The following is a 17,257-nucleotide window of genomic DNA, read 5'->3' as shown; positions in this document are numbered from 1 at the left end:
GTCAGTGCGCTCCCTCTTCAGCGGGCTCCACGACCGTGCCCGGAGGCACGGCGGGGGCGTCGTCGACGATGTCGACACGGGACATCAGGTCGTCGACGTAGGGGTTGGCGACGTCGAACAGCGGCATCGGGTAGAAGCCGAAGAGCACCAGGCCCAGGATCAGCGGGGTCACGACCGCGACCTCGCGGGGGCGCAGGTCGTAGGGCACCCGCAGCGCGGCCGCGGTGTCCGCCGCCGCCCGGGTGGCGGTCGCCGTGGCGGTGCCGCCGTGCTCGGCCGGCTCGCGGTGCGAGGCCTGCTCCTCCGCGACCGCCTCGGCCGCGTCGGCCGACGGGCCGGGCCCGGTCATCACGCGCTGGTACATCCACAGCACGTAGATGGCGGCCAGCACGATGCCGGTGACGGCGATGGCACCCACCCACCACGCGTGCTCGAAGGCCGCGACGATGACCAGGAACTCCGAGACGAAGGTGCTCAGCCCGGGCAGGCTCAGCGTCGCGAGGCCGGCGACGAGGAAGAGGCCGGCCAGCACCGGCGTCACCTTCTCCATGCCGCCCATCCGGCTGATCAGGGCCGTGCCGCGCCGCTCGATGATGAAGCCGGCGGTCAGGAAGAGCGCGGCGGTCCCGAGGCCGTGGTTGACCATGTACAGGATCGCGCCGGTCTCACCGCGGCTGTTGAACACGAAGATGCCCAGCGTGATGAAGCCGAAGTGGCTCAGCGAGGTGAGGCCGATCAGGCGCAGCAGGTCGTCCTGCCCGATGGCCAGCAGCGCGCCGTAGACGATCGAGACCAGCGCGATGGCGATCACCAGCGGCGAGGCCCACTCCGAGGCCTCCGGGAAGAGCTCCAGGCAGAAGCGGAGCATCCCGTAGGTGCCGATCTTGTCGAGGATGCACACCAGCAGCACGCTCGTGCCCGGGGTCGCCTTCTCGGTGGTGTCCGGCAGCCAGGTGTGCAGCGGGAAGAGCGGCGCCTTGATCGCGAAGGCGATCATGAAGCCGGCGAAGATCCACCGCTCGGCACCGGTGCTGATGTCGAGCGCGGCGAGGTCGGAGACCAGGTACGACGGCTCGCCGGCCTGCGCGGAGACGACGTACAGGCCGATGACCGAGCCGAGCAGCACGAGGCCGCCGGCGAGCTGGAACATCAGGAACTTGACCGCGGCGGCGCTCCGCCCGGCCTTGCCGAAGCCGCCGATGAGGAAGTACGCCGGGATCAGCGTGGCCTCGAAGACGACGTAGAAGAGGAAGACGTCGGTGGCGAGGAAGACGGCCAGCGAGAGCGCCTCGAGCGCGAGCGTCCAGGCGAAGAACGACCGGGTCGAGCCGCTCGCACCGGTGCCGGGGTCGGCGTGGGTCCAGCTGAAGGCCAGCACCAGCGGGACCAGGACCACCGTGAGCAGCACCAGCAGCAGGGAGAGGCCGTCGACGCCGAGGGCGTAGTGCACCCCGAACGCGGAGATCCAGTCGACCTCCTCGGTCAGCTGCATCCCGCCACGCAGCTCGTAGCGCGCGGCGATGACGCCACCCAGGCCGAGGGTGAGCACGGAGAAGATCAGGGCGACCTGCTTGGCCAGCTCCGCGCGCGGAACCGCGGCCACGACCACGGCGCCGACGAGCGGCACCAAAACCAGGACGGTGAGCCAGGGGAACTCATTCATGCGAGGTTCACCGCCAGGAGCGCGAGGACGACGAGGAGCACGCCGCCGAGGAGGGACAGGGCGTAGGAGCGGACGAACCCGTTCTGGGCGCGGCGCAGCAGGTTGCCGACGCCCCTGACCGAGCTCGAGCCGCCGGTGAAGAGGCCGTCGACGAGGGTCCGGTCGCCTGCCGTGATCCCGCGGACCGCGGCAGCACCCGGGCGCACCACCAGGGTGTCGTTGACCGCGTCACCGTAGAGGTCGGCACGCGCGGCCCGCGTCGCGAACGACACGTCCTGCGGCGGTGTCGTGGCGACCTCGCGCTTGCCGACGAGGAACCAGGCGAGCGCGACGCCGGCGGCGACGACCGCGACGGTCAGCAGCGTGATGACGATGATCGGCAGCGGCGGCTCGTGGTGCTCGGCCTCGCCGACCACCGGGGAGAGCCACTCGACGATCCAGTCACCGAGCAGGAGCACACCGCCGAGGACCGACAGCGCCGCGAGCACGACGAGCGGGACGGTCATGACCGACGGCGACTCGTGCGGGTGCACGTCGGCCTTCCACCGCTTGTCGGTGAAGAAGGTCATCAGCATCAGGCGGGTCATGTAGAAGGCGGTGATGCCCGCGCCGAGCAGGGCCAGCAGGCCGATCAGCCAGTTCTCCGCCAGGGCCGTCTCGATGATCTTGTCCTTGGACCAGAAGCCCGAGAACCCGGGGAAGCCGATGATGGCGAGGTAGCCCATGGCGAAGGTCAGGAAGGTGACCGGCATGGCCTTGCGCAGCGCGCCGTAGCGGCGCATGTCGACGTCGTCGTTCATGCCGTGCATCACCGAGCCGGCGCCGAGGAACATGTTGGCCTTGAAGAAGCCGTGGGTCAGCAGGTGGAAGATCGCGAAGGCGTAGCCCGCGACGCCGAGGCCGGCGGCGAGCATCATGTAGCCGATCTGGCTCATGGTCGACCCGGCGAGCACCTTCTTGATGTCGTCCTTGGCGCAGCCGATCACCGCACCCCACAGCAGGGTGACCACACCGACGACGACCACCGCCGTCTGGGCGGCCGGCGCCAGCTCGAAGATGAAGTTCGACCGCACGACGAGGTAGACACCGGCGGTGACCATGGTGGCGGCGTGGATGAGCGCCGACACCGGGGTCGGGCCCTCCATCGCGTCGAGGAGCCAGGCCTGCAGCGGGACCTGGGCCGACTTGCCGCAGGCCGCGAGCAGCAGGAGGAGCCCGACCGCGGTCAGCGTGCCCTCCTCGGCGCCGCCGGAGACCTCGCTGATGAGGGTGAAGCTGGTGGTGCCGAAGGTCGCGATGAGCAGCGCGATGGCCAGCGCCATGCCGATGTCACCGACACGGTTGATGACGAAGGCCTTCTTCGAGGCGGCGGCCGCCGTCGGCTTGTGCTGCCAGAAGCCGATGAGCAGGTAGGACGCGAGGCCGACGCCCTCCCAGCCGAGGAACAGCACGACATAGTTCTCCGCCAGCACCAGGGTGAGCATCGCGGCGACGAAGAGGTTGAGGTAGCCGAAGAACCGCCGCCGGCGCGGGTCGTGCTCCATGTAGCCGATGGAGTACACGTGGATCAGCGAGCCGACACCGGTGATGAGCAGCAGGAAGAGCGCCGACAACGGGTCGTAGAGCAGGTCCATGCCGATGTCGAGGTCGCCGACCTGCATCCAGGTGTAGAGCTCCTGGACGATCGACCGCTCGCCCTCGCTGCGGCCGAGCAGCTCGAAGAAGAGCACCAGGCTGACGACGAAGGAGCCGGCCGCCATGGCGGTGCCCAGCCAGTGGCCCCACCGGTCGGTGGCGCGGCCGCCGAGCAGCAGGACCGCGGCGCCGAGCAGCGGTAGGGCGATGACCAGCCACAGGAGCGAGAAGACCCCGCTGGAGCTGCTGGGGTCGACCACGGGGATGGCGTGGCCGGCCTCGGACAGTGAGTACATCCGGTTCTCTTCCTCAGTACTTCAGCAGGCTGGCGTCGTCGACCGAGGCCGAGCGACGCGTGCGGAAGATGGTCATGATGATCGCGAGCCCGACGACCACCTCGGCGGCGGCGACGACCATCACGAAGAACGCCGCGACCTGGCCGTCGAGGTTGCCGTGCTGCTTGGCGAAGGCCACCAGCGCGAGGTTGCAGGCGTTGAGCATCAGCTCGACGCACATGAAGACCACGATCGCGTTGCGGCGGGTGAGCACCCCGACCGCACCGATGCTGAACAGGATCGCGGACAGCACGACGTACGGCGTCACGTCGGTCACCGGTGGGCCTCCTCGTCGGAGCCCGGGCCACCGGAGCCCAGGCCGCTGGCACCGGTGGCGTTGCCGGTGCTCGGGTTCTCGGTGTTGTAGCCGGAGCCGGCCGAGTCGTCGGCGGGCGTGCCGGAGCCGCCCGGCACGCCGCCCAGCGAGCGCTGCACGTCCTCGATGTCGTCGGCGAGCGCGGCGGCGGAGCGGACGGTGCCGCGCGCCTGGAGCACGCGGGAGACCGAGGACTCCGCCGGCGTGCCGTCGGGCAGCAGCGCCGGGGTGTCCACGGCGTTGTGCCGCGCGTAGACGCCGGGCGCCGGCATCGGGCCCAGGTGGGTGCCCTTCTCGCTGAAGTCCCTGACCCGCTGGCGGGCCAGGTCGGCCTGGCCGGCCTTCGGCACCAGGCGCTCGCGGTGGGCGAGGACCATCGCGCCGAGGGCCGCGGTGATGAGCAGCGCGGCCGTGACCTCGAAGGTGATGACGTACCGGGAGAAGAGCAGGGCCGCGAGGCCCTCGATGTTGCCGCCCTCGTTCGCCGCCTCCAGCCCCACGACGGCGCCCAGCGACATCTGCGCGATCCCGATGACCACCAGGATGCCGACCAGGGCGCCGAGCACGATCGCGGCCACCCGCTGACCGGGGATCGTCTCCACCAGCGAGTCGGAGGCGTCGACGCCCACGAGCATCACGACGAAGAGGAACAGCATCAAGATGGCGCCGGTGTAGACGATGATCTGCACCACGAAGAGGAACGGCGCGTCCAGCACGGCGTACAGGATGGCCAGGCTGATCATCACCGTGGCCAGGAGCAGCGCGGCGTGGACGGCCTTGCGCACGGCGAGGATGCCGAGCGCCGCCAGCACCATGACCGGCGCCAGGATCCAGAAGGCGATCACCGGTCCACCTCTCGGAGGGTCGTCTGGTCGTCGGCGGGGGCCGCCGGCGCCGTGCCCGGCGCCGGGGCCGAGTAGGCGTTGCGGTAGTAGTCGCCCTCGTCGTCGCCGAGCCGCATCGGGTGCGGCGGCTGCTCCATGCCCGGCAGCAGCGGCGCGAGGAGGTCGGACTTCTCGTAGATGAGGTCGGCGCGGTTGTCGTCGGCCAGCTCGTACTCGTTGGTCATCGTCAACGCGCGCGTCGGGCAGGCCTCGATGCACAGGCCGCACAGGATGCAGCGCAGGTAGTTGATCTGGTAGACGCGGCCGTACCGCTCACCGGGGCTGAACCGGCCCGAGCCGTCGGGCAGGTCGACGTTCTGGGCCCCCTCGACGTAGATGGCGTCCGCCGGGCAGGCCCAGGCGCACAGCTCGCACCCGATGCACTTCTCCAGCCCGTCGGGCCAGCGGTTGAGCTGGTGCCGGCCGTGGAAGCGGGGTGCCGTCGGCTGCTTCTCGAAGGGGTACTGCTCGGTCACCACCTTCCGGAACATGGTGCGGAAGGTGACCCCGAACCCGGCGACCGGGTCCCAGAATCGCTGCTTCTCGTGGGGTGCGTCGGCCATCAGCTCTCCTCCCCCGCCGCGGCGGTGGTCCCCGTCGTCACGGGTGATGTGAAGGTCAGCGGGCGGGCGGCGCCGCGGACGGCACCGCCGGCCGGCATGGGCGGCACGGGGAAGCCGCCGGTGGCTCCGCCGGCGGGAGCGGCGGGCCGGTCGTCCGCGGCGCTGCTGCCGCTGCCGGCCTGCTCGTCGCGGTCCTGGCCGAAGAACATCACGGCCAGCAGGACCGCCACGACGGAGGCGATCACGACGAGCACGTACTGACGGTCCAGGCCGCCGTCGAGCGTGACCGCGCGGACGACCGCCACGGCGACGGTCCATCCCAGCGCGACCGGGATGAGCACCTTCCAGCCGAAGTTCATGAACTGGTCGTAGCGCAGCCGCGGCAGCGACCCACGCAGCCAGATGAAGAGGAAGATGAAGAAGAGCATCTTCCCGAAGAACCAGATGAGCGGGACGTAGCCCTCGTTGGCTCCCTCCCACACCCGGTCGATCCAGAACGGCGCGCGCCAGCCGCCGAGGAAGAGCGTGGTGGCGACCGCGGAGACGGTGGCCATGTTGATGTACTCGGCGAGGAAGAACAGCGCGAACTTCAGCGACGAGTACTCGGTGTGGAACCCGCCGACGAGCTCGCCCTCCGCCTCGGGGAGGTCGAACGGCGCACGGTTGACCTCGCCGACCATCGAGATGACGTAGATGACGAACGACGGTGCCAGGACCAGGCCGAACCAGAGCGTGTCCTGGGCGTCGACGATCTGCGAGGTCGACGCGGAGCCGGCGTAGAGGAAGACCGTCACCAGCGCGAGGCCCATCGAGACCTCGTAGGAGATCATCTGCGCGCTCGAGCGCAGGCCGCCCAGGAGCGAGTACGTCGAGCCGCTGGACCAGCCGCCGAGGACGATGCCGTAGATGCCGATCGAGGCGATCGCCATCACGAAGAGCACGGCGACCGGCATGTCGGTCAGCTGCAGCGGGGTGACCGTGTCGGTGAAGGGGATCTCCACCTCGGGGCCGAACGGGATGACGCTGAACGTCACGAAGGCCGGGATCACCGCCAGCACCGGGGCCAGCAGGAAGACCACCTTGTCGGCGGCCTTGGGGATGATGTCCTCCTTCAGCGCCAGCTTCACGCCGTCGGCGAGGGACTGGAGGAGGCCGAAGGGGCCGTTGACGTTCGGGCCGATGCGGTGCTGCATCCGCGCCACGACCCGGCGCTCCCACCAGATGTTGAACAGGGTGAGGAGCACCAGGACGAGGAAGATCAGCACCGTCTTCAGGAGGATGACCCACAGCGGGTCGTTCCCGAAGGCGGAGAGGTCGTCGGCAGCCATGGGCAGGGCCGCCGTGGGAAGTCCGCTCACTGACCCGCTCCCTTCACGGTCACGCGCGAGCCGGGCGAGGCCACGTCGGCCAGCACCCCGTTGCCGAAGGAGTTCGCCGGGAGCCAGACCACGCCGTCGACCAGGTCGGGCGTGATCTCGGCCGGCAGGGTGACCGACCCCCGGTCACCGGTGACGGTCACGGTCGGGCCGTGCGCGTCGTAGACCTCGGCGCTGACCCGTGCCACCGGCATCCGCGCGGTGGCCCGCAGAGCGGCGTCCCCGTCCTGCATCGAGCCGAGGTCGATCATCTGCTTCCAGGTGGCGAGGACCATGTCACCCGAGCCCCCCGACCCGGATTCCGCCGGGACGCCGGGCCGGGCGCTCGTGTCGGGGAGCGTGGGCCGGGCGCCGTCCCAGCCGCCGAGCTCGGCGAGCCGGGCCTGCACGTCGGTGACGGTGCGGAAGCCGAGCGGGCTCCCCTGGCCGAGCGCCGCGAGCTCCTCGGCGATGCCCGCGAGGACGCGGAGGTCGGGCAGCGAGCCGGGATGGGTGAAGACCGCCTGGAAGGGGCGCGGACGGCCCTCCCAGGTGACGAAGGTGCCGGCCTTGTCGCTGGCCGGCGCGACCGGGAAGACGACGTCGGCGACGCGGGTCACGTCGGTCTCGCGGATCTCCAGCGCCACCACGAACCGCGCCGCCTGCAGCGCGGCGCGCATCGCGGTCGGGTCAGCCGTGTCGTCGGGGTCGACGCCGCCGACGACCAGGCCGCCGAGGTCTCCGGAGAGGAGGGCGGCGACGATCTCGTCGGCGTCGCGGCCCGGGGTCTCCGGCAGCGAGCCCACGCCCCAGGCGGTGGCCACGTCGACGCGGGCCGAGGCGTCCGAGACCGGGCGGCCCCCGGGCAGCAGGGTCGGCAGGCAGCCGACCTCCACCGCGCCCCGGTCGCCGGCACGGCGCGGCACCCACGCCAGCTTCGCGCCGGTACGCCGCGCCAGGTCCGCCGCGGCGGTGAGGGCGCCCGGCGAGGTGGCCAGCCGCTCGCCCGCCAGGATCACCGTGCCGGCGTCGATGGTGTGCTCGGCGTGCTCGGCCAGCGACTCGAGGACCGCAGCCTCCTCGCCCGGTGCCGCCGGGAGCAGCGTGCCGTCCATCTTGCGCAGGCCGCGGCTGGTGAACGGGGCGACCGAGAGCACACGCGTGCCCTGGCGCGAGGCCTTGCGCAGCCGCAGGAAGATCGTGCCGGCCTCGTCCTCGGGCTCGAGCCCGGCGAGGACGACCGTGGTCGCCGCCTCGAGGTCGGCGTAGGTGACTCCCCCCTGGCCGGGCATGGTGAGCGCGACCTCGCTGGCGAGGAACGCCTCCTCCTCCTTCGACAGCGGCCGGGCGCGGAAGTCGACGTCGTTGGTGCCGAGCGCCACCCGGGCGAAGGCGGCGTACGCGTAGGCGTCCTCGGCGGTCAGGCGGCCACCGGGGAGCACCCCGACCGCGCCGGCCTCGCGCAGCCCGCGGGCGGCGACGGCGAAGGCCTCCGGCCAGGACGCGGGGCGCAGCGAGCCGTCGGTGTCGCGGACCTGCGGGTAGGTCAGCCGGTCGGGCTGCCGGGCGTAGTTGTACGCGAAGCGGTCCTTGTCGGTGATCCACTCCTCGTTGACCTCGGGGTCGTTGCCGGAGAGGCGACGCATGACCTTGCCGCGACGGTGGTCGATGCGGATGGCCGAGCCGCAGGCGTCGTGCTCGGCGACGGACTGGGTCGAGACCAGGTCGAAGGGGCGGGACCGGAAGCGGTACTCGGCACTGGTGAGCGCGCCGACCGGGCAAATCTGGATGGTGTTGCCGGAGAAGTAGCTCTCGAAGGGCTCCTTCTCGTAGATGCCCACCTGCTGCAGCGCACCCCGCTCGATGAGTGCGATGAACGGGTCGCCGGCGATCTGCTCGGAGAACCGGGTGCACCGGGCGCAGAGCACGCACCGCTCCCGGTCCAGCAGGACCTGCGCGGAGATGTTGATCGGCTTGGGGAACGTCCGCTTGATGCCGCCGGTCTCGGAGAACCGGGACTCGCCGCGGCCGTTCGACATCGCCTGGTTCTGCAGCGGGCACTCGCCGCCCTTGTCGCAGACCGGGCAGTCGAGCGGGTGGTTGATGAGCAGGAACTCCATGATGCCCTGCTGCGCCTTGTCGGCGACCGGGCTGGTCACCTGGGTGCTCACCACCATGCCCTCGGCCACGGGCAGCGTGCACGAGGCCTGCGGCTTCGGGAAGCCCCGGCCGTTGCCGGCGTCGGGGACCTCGACGAGGCACTGGCGGCACGCGCCGACCGGCGCGAGCAGCGGGTGGTCGCAGAAGCGGGGGATCTGCACGCCGACCTGCTCGGCGGCCCGGATCACCAGGGTGTCCTTGGGGACGCTGACCTGGACGCCGTCGATCGTGAGCGTGACGAGGTCGGTCCGTTCGGGGGTGGTGGTCATGCGGTTGCTCCCACGGTCCGGTCGGACCACGCTGTCGAGGCGGCCGGGTCGAACGGGCAGCCGCCGTGGGTGAGGTGGGCGAGGTACTCCTCGCGGAAGTACTGGATCGAGCTCGAGATCGGGCTGGTCGCGCCGTCACCGAGCGCGCAGAACGACCGGCCGAGGATGTTGTCGCACTGGTCGAGCAGCAGGTCGAGGTCCTCCTCGGTCCCCTGGCCCTTCTCCAGCCGGGCGAGGGTCTGCACCAGCCACCACGTGCCCTCGCGGCACGGGGTGCACTTGCCGCAGGACTCGTGCTTGTAGAACTCCGTCCAGCGGAGGACGGCGCGGACGACGCAGACCGTGTCGTCGAAGACCTGGAGCGCCCGAGTGCCGAGCATGGAGCCGGCGGCGCCGACGCCCTCGAAGTCGAGCGGCACGTCGAGGTGCTCGGTGGTCAGGATCGGCGTGCTGGAGCCGCCGGGGGTCCAGAACTTCAGCTCGTGGCCCTCACGGATCCCGCCCGCGAGGTCGATCAGCTGACGCAGCGTGATGCCGAGCGGCGCCTCGTACTGTCCCGGCCGCTGGACGTGGCCGGAGAGGGAGAAGATGCCGAAGCCCTTGGACTTCTCGGTGCCCATGGAGGCGAACCACTCGGCGCCGTTCGCCACGATGCTGGGGACGGAGGCGATCGACTCGACGTTGTTGATGACCGTCGGGCTGGCGTAGAGACCCGCGACCGCGGGGAACGGCGGACGCAGCCGCGGCTGGCCGCGGCGACCCTCCAGGCCCTCGAGCAGCGCCGTCTCCTCGCCGCAGATGTAGGCCCCGGCACCGGCGTGGACGACGACGTCGAGGTCGTAGCCCGAGCCGTGGATGTCCGTGCCGAGGTGGCCCGCGGCGTACGCCTCGGCGACCGCGGCCTGCACCCGCCGGATGACGTGGAGCACCTCGCCGCGGATGTAGATGAACGCCTTGTTCGCGCGGATGGCGTAGGAGCTGAGGATGACGCCCTCGACCAGCGTGTGCGGGCTGGCCATCATCAGCGGGATGTCCTTGCACGTGCCCGGCTCGGACTCGTCGGCGTTGACGACGAGGTACTTCGGCTTCGGGTTGTCCTGCGGGATGAAGGACCACTTCATCCCGGTCGGGAACCCGGCGCCTCCGCGGCCGCGGAGGCCGGACTCCTTGACCGCCTCGATGATCGCGTCGGGGGTCGTCGCGAACGCGGTGTCCAGCGCGCGGTAGCCGCCGCGGCGCTCGTAGGACTCCAGCGTCCAGGACCGCTCGTCGCCCCAGTTGGCGGTGAGGACCGGCGTGAGGGTGCTGCTCACCGGGCGTCTCCCTTCTCGGCGGCCGTCTCGGTCGTCGGGCTCTGCTTCTCGACCGTCGCGGCCTTGGACTCCAGGCTGGCGGCGTCGGCGGTCGCCTGCGCCACCTCGGAGCGGTCCTCCGGCACGGCGTCGGCCTGGTCGGACCGCGCCTGGTCCGTCGCCGGCGCGGACCAACCGCGCTCCTCGGCGATGCCCAGCCCGACGAGCGAGGCCGGACCCGCAGCGGGGCCTTCGTGGACCTGGCCGTCGGGGAAGCCGGCGAGCACGCGGGACGCCTCGCGCCAGGTGCAGATGCGAGGTCCGCGGGTGGAGCGGACCTCCTGGCCGGCCCGCAGGTCGTCGACCAGCTGGACAGCCGACTCGGGGGTCATGTTGTCCATGAACTCCCAGTTCACCATCATCACCGGCGCGTAGTCGCACGCGGCGTTGCACTCGAGGTGCTCGAGGGTGACCTTGCCGTCGGCGGTCGTCTCGTCGTTCCCGACGTCGAGGTGGCTCTTGAGGCGGTCGAAGATCTCGTCCCCGCCCATGACGGCGCACAGCGTGTTGGTGCAGACGCCGACGTGGTAGTCGCCGACCGGCTTGCGCTTGTACATCGTGTAGAAGGTCGCCACGCCGCTCACCTCCGCCGCGGAGATGCCCAGCACGTCGGCGCAGGCCTCGATGCCCTCCGGGGTGATCCGGCCCTCCACGGACTGCACCAGGTGCAGCATCGGCAGCAGGCCCGACCGCGGCTCGGGGTAGCGGGCAGCGATCTCGCGCAGCTCGGCGTGGTTCTCCTCGGTGAGCCCGGACTGTCGAGTCATCGGTCCACGCCTCCCATCACGGGGTCGATCGAGGCGATCGCGACGATGACGTCGGAGACCATGCCGCCCTCGCTCATCACGCTGGTCGCCTGCAGGTTGGTGAAGGACGGGTCGCGGAAGTGCGCCCGGAAGGGACGGGTGCCGCCGTCGGAGACCAGGTGCGCCCCGAGCTCGCCACGCGGCGACTCGACGGGGACGTAGGCCTGACCGGCCGGGACCCGGAAGCCCTCGGTGACCAGCTTGAAGTGATGGATCAGGGCCTCCATCGACTCCCCCATGATGTGGCGGATGTGGTCGAGGCTGTTGCCCATGCCGTCGCTGCCGATCGACAGCTGGCTGGGCCAGGCGATCTTCTTGTCGGCCACCATCACCGGCTCGCCCTCGAGGCCGGCGAGCCGCTCGGCCGCCTGCTCGATGATCTTCAGGGACTCCCACATCTCCGCCAGGCGGATCCGGAACCGCCCGTAGGAGTCGGCCGTGTCCCACGTCTGCACGTCGAAGTCGTAGGTCTCGTAGCCGCAGTAGGGCTGGGTCTTGCGCAGGTCCCAGGGGTAGCCGGTGCTGCGCAGGACGGGGCCGGTGAGCCCCAGCGCCACGCATCCCTCGAGGTCGAGGTGGCCGATGCCGTCGAGGCGGGCCTTGAAGATCGGGTTGGCGTTGCAGAGGGCGGCGTACTCGGGGAGCCGCTTCTTCATGAGGGCGACGAAGGCGCCGATCTCGTCCAGCGCCCCGGGCGGGAGGTCCTGCGCGACGCCGCCGGGGCGGATGAACCCGTTGTTCATCCGCAGGCCGGTGATCAGCTCGAGCACGTCCAGGACCAGCTCACGCTCGCGGAACCCGACGGTCATCACCGTCAGCGCGCCGATCTCCATGCCGCCCGTGGCGATCGCGACCAGGTGGGAGCCGATGCGCTGCAGCTCCATGAGGAGCACCCGCATCACGGTCGCCTTCTCGGGGATCTGGTCCTCGATGTCGAGGAGCCGCTCCACGCCGAGGCAGTACGTCGCCTCGTTGAACATGTTGGACAGGTAGTCCATCCGGGTGCAGTAGGTGACGCCCTGCACCCAGGAGCGGAACTCCATGTTCTTCTCGATGCCGGTGTGGAGGTAGCCGATGCCGCAGCGGGCCTCGGTCACCGACTCGCCGTCGAGCTCGAGGATCAGCCGGAGCACGCCGTGGGTGGACGGGTGCTGCGGGCCCATGTTGACGACGACGCGCTCGGCGTCGTCCTCGGCGAGGCCCTCCGCGATCTGGTCCCAGTCCTGCCCGGAGACGGTGAAGACGCGGCCCTCGGTGGTCTCGCTGGAGCCTGCGTAGACGTCGTGGGTGTCCGTGGTGGCCATCAGCTGTAGCTCCTCCGCTGGTCGGGCGGCGGGATGCTGCCGCCCTTGTACTCGACCGGGATGCCGCCGAGCGGGTAGTCCTTGCGCTGGGGGTGGCCCGGCCAGTCGTCGGGCATGAGGATGCGGGTGAGGGCGGAGTGCCCGTCGAAGATGACCCCGAACATGTCGTAGGTCTCCCGCTCGTGCCAGTCGGCCGTGGGGTACGTCGAGACGACCGACGGCAGGTGGGGGTCGGCGTCGGGCACGCTGACCTCGATGCGGACCCGGCGGTTCCAGGTCATCGACAGCAGGTGGTAGACGACGTGCAGCTCACGCCCCGTGTCGTCGGGGTAGTGCACGCCGCTGACCCCGCTGCACAGCTCGAACCGCAGGGAGGCGTCGTCGCGGAAGGCCCGGGCGACCGCCGGCAGGTGGTCGCGGCGGACGTGGAAGGTGATCTCGCCGCGGTGGATCACCACGCCCTCGATCGCGTCACCCGCACCGACCTGCGCGAGCGCCGTGTCGAGCGCGGCGGCGACCTCTTCGTGCCACCCCTCGAACGGCCGGCGTGCCGGGCCGGGGTACACGATCGGCTGCACCAGGCCGCCGTACCCGCTGGTGTCGCCGGAGCCCTTGGTGCCGAACATGCCGTGCCGGGCGCCGACCGCGCGGACCTCCGGGTCGAGCGTCGCGGGGGCGTTCTCGGGCGACTCGTCGACCGCGGGGCGAGCCGGCGCGTCGGAGGGCTTGTCGGTGCGCTCGTCGGTCACCGCAGCAGACCCTTCATGTCCGAGGTCGGGACCGCGCTGAGGGCGGCGGTCTCCCGCTCCTCGATCTCACGGCCGCGGTTCGACCCGAGCTTCTTGTCCTGCACCTGGTCGTGCAGCTTCAAGATGGCGTCGATCAGCATCTCGGGTCGCGGCGGGCAGCCGGGGAGGTAGATGTCGACCGGGACGATGTGGTCGACGCCCTGGACGATCGCGTAGTTGTTGAACATGCCGCCGCTCGAGGCGCACACGCCCATCGCCAGCACCCACTTCGGCTCGGGCATCTGGTCGTAGATCTGGCGCAGCACCGGCGCCATCTTCTGGCTGACCCGGCCGGCGACGATCATCAGGTCGGCCTGGCGCGGGCTGGCGCGGAAGACCTCCATGCCGAAGCGGGCCAGGTCGTACTTCGGACCGCCGCTGGTCATCATCTCGATGGCGCAGCAGGCCAGGCCGAAGGTGGCCGGCCAGAACGACGCCTTGCGCATGTAGCCGGCGACGCCCTCGACGGTCGTCAGCAGGACGCCGCTCGGAAGCTTCTCTTCGAGTCCCATGGATTCAGTCCCTCGGTCAGTCCCAGTCGAGCCCGCCGCGACGCCACTCGTAGGCGTAGGCGATGGTGATGTTGAACAGGAAGATCACGACGGCGATCAGGCCGAACCAGTGCAGCTGGTCGAAGTAGACCGCCCACGGCACCAGGAACATGATCTCGACGTCGAAGATGATGAAGGTCATCGCGACCGTGTAGTACTTCACCGGGAACCGGCCGCCGCCCACCGGCTGGGGGGTCGGCTCGATGCCGCACTCGTAGCTGTCGAGCCGCGCCCGGTTGTAGCGCTTCGGTCCCACCACGGAGCTCATCGCGACCGAGCCGACCGCGAAGAGGGCGGCCAGCACGACGAGGGCCAGGACCGGCGTGTACAGCTCCACGGACTCTCCTTGCGGACGACCTGAATGTGACCTTGTGAAGGAAATCACGAGGCGGCAGGGCCCAGTGTGCCACTCCCGATGACTCCCCGCACGCCCGGGTTCGAACCCGCCTAAACCCGCGCTGACCTGCAGATTTCCGTCACGGAGATGTTGTCGAAATCGTCAGCGGACGACGGCCGGTGTGACCTGCGACAACACGGCGGGGACCGGCCTGCTCAGGCGGTGGCGCGGTGCAGGGCGACGATGCCGCCCGACAGGTCACGCCACTCGGGACGCTGCCAGCCGGCCTCGGCCACGAGGTCGGCGAGGCCGCGCTGGTCGGGCCAGGCACGGATCGACTCCGCGAGGTAGACGTAGGCCTCCGGCGCCGAGGAGACCGCGCGGGCGATCGTCGGCAGCGCCCGCATCAGGTACTCGAGGTAGACGGTGCGGAAGGGTCCGAACGTCGGGTGGCTGAACTCGCACACCACCAGGCGGCCGCCCGGCTTCGTCACCCGGAGCAGCTCTCGCAACCCGGCCAGCGGATCGACGATGTTGCGCAGGCCGAAGGAGATCGTCACCGCGTCGAACGTGTCGTCGGCGAAGGGCAGGCGGGTGCCGTCGCCGGCCGTGAACGGCAGGTGCGGCCGCGCCTGCTTCCCCACCCGGAGCATGCCCAGGGAGAAGTCGCACGGCACCACCGACGCTCCGCGGTCGGCGAACGGCTGGCTCGACGTGCCGGTGCCGGCCGCGAGGTCCAGGACGAGGTCGCCCCACCCCGCGTCGACGGCCTCGATCACGTCGCGGCGCCAGCGCCGGTCCTGGCCGAGGGACAGGACGTCGTTGGTCAGGTCGTAGCGACGGGCGACCGTGTCGAACATCCGGCGGACGTCGGTCGGCTGCTTGTCGAGCTCTGCACGGGCCACGGCCGAACCCTACGGCGGGGCCGGGCGGCGACCGGAGCGGGCGTAGGCTCGCCGCCGTGACGAGCTCCGTCGACCCCGCCACCGGGTCCGCTGGTGGCCCTGCCGACGAGGCAGCGGCCGGACTCGTCGTCCACACCGTCTCCGTGCCCCCGGCCGACGCCTCGGCGCTGCTCGACCTGCTGCCGACCGACCGCCCGGTGACCTGGCTGCGCCGGGGCGAGGGCCTCGTCGGCTGGGGCGTCGCCGCGGAGGTCCGGACCTCGGGGCCGACGCGGTTCGCCGACGCCGCCAAGTGGTGGAGCGAGACGACTGCCCGGGCGCGCGTCGACGACGAGGTCGTCGAGCCGGGGACCGGGCTGGTCTCCTTCGGGTCCTTCGCGTTCGCCGACGAGCCCGGGGACTCCGTGCTCGCCGTCCCGGCCGTCGTGGTCGGTCGCCGGGGGGACCGGGCCTGGGTCACCACGGTGTCACCGGCGGGCGCGCCCTCCCCCGCGGCCAGCCTGGCGGCGACCGACCTCCCCGAGGCGCCCGTGGGGGTCAGCTTCGGGGACGGCGCGCTCGACGGGGAGCGGTGGATGAGCGTCGTCGCCGACGCGGTGGCGCGGATCGGCGCCGGGGACCTCGAGAAGGTGGTGCTGGCGCGCGACCTCTTCGCCACGGCCGCTTCCGCCATCGACGTCCGGTGGCCGCTGCGACGGCTCGCGGCCGGCTACCCGATGTGCTGGACCTTCCACGTCGACGGGCTCTTCGGGGCGACCCCGGAGATGCTGGTGCGCCGCGAGCGCGGCCTGGTCACGTCCCGGGTGCTCGCCGGGACGATCCGGCGTACCGGCGACGACGAGCGGGACCTGGCCCTGGCCGCCACGCTGGCCCGCTCCTCCAAGGACCTCGAGGAGCACGAGTACGCCGTGCGCTCGGTCGCCGACGCGCTCGAGCCGCACTGCTCGTCGATGAACGTGCCCGAGGCGCCGTTCGTCCTCCACCTGCCCAACGTCATGCACCTGGCCACCGACGTGAACGGCGTGGTCCACGACGCCGCCACCGTCTCCTCGCTCCAGCTCGCCGAGGCGCTGCACCCCTCCGCGGCGGTCGGCGGCACCCCCACACCCGCCGCCATCGAGCTGATCGGCGAGATCGAGGGGATGGACCGCGGGCGGTACGCCGGGCCGGTGGGATGGATGGACGCCTCCGGCGACGGCGAGTGGGGCATCGCCCTGCGCTCGGCCTCCCTCGACGGCGCGACGGTCCGGCTCTTCGCCGGCTGCGGCGTCGTGGCCGAGTCCGACCCGGAGTCCGAGCTCGCCGAGTCGCAGGCGAAGTTCGTCCCCGTCCGGGACTCCCTCGCCGGCTGAGGCGCGCTGCCGTTCCCCGCGGGGTCAGTCCAGGTCGTCGCCGTCGGCGAGGCGGAGGTACTCCTGGCCGGCCGGCTCGAGGAACCGCCGCAGGTGGCCGTCGACGACGGCCAGGCCGGTGTCGGAGTAGATCTTGTCGTGGATGGCCAGGTTCCGCCGGGCACCGACGGAGCGGGCGAAGTCGATCGCCTCGCTGGCTCGCATCCACGGCGCGGAGACCGGGAGGAGCAGCAGGTCGACGTCCTGCTCCGCCCCGGTGAGGGCGTCGCCGGGGTGGTAGACGGAGGTGCCGCCCAGGTCGAGGACGTAGCCCGAGTTCGTGATGCGGGGCAGCTCGGGGTGGATCACCGCGTGCAGCTCGCCGACCGCGCGCACGGGGATGGACCCGACCAGGAACGACGCACCGGGCTCGACGACGCTCAGCCGCTCCGCCAGCGCGGGCGCGTCGGCGCGCACGTGGGCCGCCACCCCCTCGATGGTGTGGACCGGGGCGTCCGCGCGGAGCAGGTGGTCGGGCAGGTAGTGGTCGGCGTGCTCGTGGGTGACCAGCACGGCGTCGGCGCCGTCGACCGCCTCCGCCTCGGTGAAGGCGCCGGGGTCGATGACCACGGTGGTCCCCTCGTGCTCGATCCGGACGCAGGCGTGGCCGAACTTGGTGATCCGCATGCCGGCCACCGTAGCC

Annotated in this window: 16 protein-coding genes; 1 reads left to right on the top strand and 15 read right to left on the bottom strand. The window is 71.3% G+C overall.

What is annotated here, in order from left to right; genetic code table 11:
• Position 1: 1 nt before the first annotated feature.
• The 14 genes from ACSMHG_RS06655 to ACSMHG_RS06590 form a co-directional block, all read right to left on the bottom strand.
• Complete coding sequence (locus tag ACSMHG_RS06655; RefSeq protein WP_435742935.1) at positions 2-1,663, bottom strand: NADH-quinone oxidoreductase subunit M; 1,662 nt, start codon at positions 1,661-1,663, stop codon at positions 2-4.
• Positions 1,660-3,594 carry an NADH-quinone oxidoreductase subunit L gene (nuoL, locus tag ACSMHG_RS06650; RefSeq protein ID WP_435742933.1) on the bottom strand — a complete coding sequence of 645 codons (1,935 nt, stop codon included), beginning with the start codon at positions 3,592-3,594 and terminating at the stop codon, positions 1,660-1,662. The genes ACSMHG_RS06655 and nuoL overlap by 4 nt, the downstream gene beginning before the upstream one ends.
• A 13-nt stretch (positions 3,595-3,607) precedes the next feature.
• A complete protein-coding gene (nuoK, locus tag ACSMHG_RS06645) occupies positions 3,608-3,901 on the bottom strand; it encodes an NADH-quinone oxidoreductase subunit NuoK (RefSeq protein ID WP_435742965.1) in 294 nt (97 codons plus the stop codon).
• Between the two features lie 5 nt (positions 3,902-3,906).
• Positions 3,907-4,794 carry an NADH-quinone oxidoreductase subunit J gene (locus ACSMHG_RS06640; protein ID WP_435742931.1) on the bottom strand — a complete coding sequence of 296 codons (888 nt, stop codon included), beginning with the start codon at positions 4,792-4,794 and terminating at the stop codon, positions 3,907-3,909.
• Complete coding sequence (gene nuoI / locus ACSMHG_RS06635; protein WP_435742929.1) at positions 4,791-5,396, bottom strand: NADH-quinone oxidoreductase subunit NuoI; 606 nt, start codon at positions 5,394-5,396, stop codon at positions 4,791-4,793. The genes ACSMHG_RS06640 and nuoI overlap by 4 nt, the downstream gene beginning before the upstream one ends.
• On the bottom strand, positions 5,396-6,724 hold the full coding sequence (gene nuoH / locus ACSMHG_RS06630) for an NADH-quinone oxidoreductase subunit NuoH (protein ID WP_435742963.1): 1,329 nt from the start codon (positions 6,722-6,724) through the stop codon (positions 5,396-5,398). Before nuoH ends, nuoI begins: the two co-directional genes overlap by 1 nt.
• A gap of 26 nt (positions 6,725-6,750) precedes the next feature.
• Positions 6,751-9,180 (bottom strand): NADH-quinone oxidoreductase subunit G, encoded by a 2,430-nt coding sequence (locus tag ACSMHG_RS06625; protein WP_435742927.1) that lies wholly within the window; start codon positions 9,178-9,180, stop codon positions 6,751-6,753.
• Complete coding sequence (nuoF, locus tag ACSMHG_RS06620; RefSeq protein ID WP_435742925.1) at positions 9,177-10,493, bottom strand: NADH-quinone oxidoreductase subunit NuoF; 1,317 nt, start codon at positions 10,491-10,493, stop codon at positions 9,177-9,179. Before nuoF ends, ACSMHG_RS06625 begins: the two co-directional genes overlap by 4 nt.
• Positions 10,490-11,299 (bottom strand): NADH-quinone oxidoreductase subunit NuoE, encoded by an 810-nt coding sequence (gene nuoE, locus ACSMHG_RS06615; protein WP_435742923.1) that lies wholly within the window; start codon positions 11,297-11,299, stop codon positions 10,490-10,492. The genes nuoF and nuoE overlap by 4 nt, the downstream gene beginning before the upstream one ends.
• Positions 11,296-12,642: an NADH-quinone oxidoreductase subunit D gene (locus ACSMHG_RS06610; protein ID WP_435742921.1), complete on the bottom strand. Its 1,347-nt coding sequence runs from the start codon at positions 12,640-12,642 to the stop codon at positions 11,296-11,298. Before ACSMHG_RS06610 ends, nuoE begins: the two co-directional genes overlap by 4 nt.
• Positions 12,642-13,391 carry an NADH-quinone oxidoreductase subunit C gene (locus ACSMHG_RS06605; RefSeq protein WP_435742919.1) on the bottom strand — a complete coding sequence of 250 codons (750 nt, stop codon included), beginning with the start codon at positions 13,389-13,391 and terminating at the stop codon, positions 12,642-12,644. Before ACSMHG_RS06605 ends, ACSMHG_RS06610 begins: the two co-directional genes overlap by 1 nt.
• On the bottom strand, positions 13,388-13,942 hold the full coding sequence (locus ACSMHG_RS06600) for a NuoB/complex I 20 kDa subunit family protein (protein ID WP_435742917.1): 555 nt from the start codon (positions 13,940-13,942) through the stop codon (positions 13,388-13,390). Before ACSMHG_RS06600 ends, ACSMHG_RS06605 begins: the two co-directional genes overlap by 4 nt.
• A gap of 16 nt (positions 13,943-13,958) precedes the next feature.
• On the bottom strand, positions 13,959-14,318 hold the full coding sequence (locus ACSMHG_RS06595) for an NADH-quinone oxidoreductase subunit A (protein ID WP_435742915.1): 360 nt from the start codon (positions 14,316-14,318) through the stop codon (positions 13,959-13,961).
• A gap of 215 nt (positions 14,319-14,533) precedes the next feature.
• Positions 14,534-15,223 carry a demethylmenaquinone methyltransferase gene (locus tag ACSMHG_RS06590; protein ID WP_435742913.1) on the bottom strand — a complete coding sequence of 230 codons (690 nt, stop codon included), beginning with the start codon at positions 15,221-15,223 and terminating at the stop codon, positions 14,534-14,536.
• 56 nt (positions 15,224-15,279) lie between these two features.
• Here ACSMHG_RS06590 and ACSMHG_RS06585 point away from each other — a divergent pair, with 56 nt between their 5' ends.
• A complete protein-coding gene (locus ACSMHG_RS06585; RefSeq protein ID WP_435742911.1) occupies positions 15,280-16,575 on the top strand; it encodes an isochorismate synthase in 1,296 nt (431 codons plus the stop codon).
• Positions 16,576-16,599: 24 nt separating this feature from the next.
• On the opposite strand, the gene ACSMHG_RS06580 is transcribed toward ACSMHG_RS06585, so the two are convergent.
• On the bottom strand, positions 16,600-17,241 hold the full coding sequence (locus ACSMHG_RS06580) for an MBL fold metallo-hydrolase (RefSeq protein WP_435742909.1): 642 nt from the start codon (positions 17,239-17,241) through the stop codon (positions 16,600-16,602).
• Positions 17,242-17,257: the final 16 nt, after the last annotated feature.

Source organism: Nocardioides ureilyticus, assembly GCF_051280745.1.
Lineage (GTDB): Bacteria > Actinomycetota > Actinomycetes > Propionibacteriales > Nocardioidaceae > Nocardioides.
The sequence above is the reverse complement of the archived record's forward strand: the minus strand, read 5'-3'. Positions and strand labels throughout refer to the sequence as shown.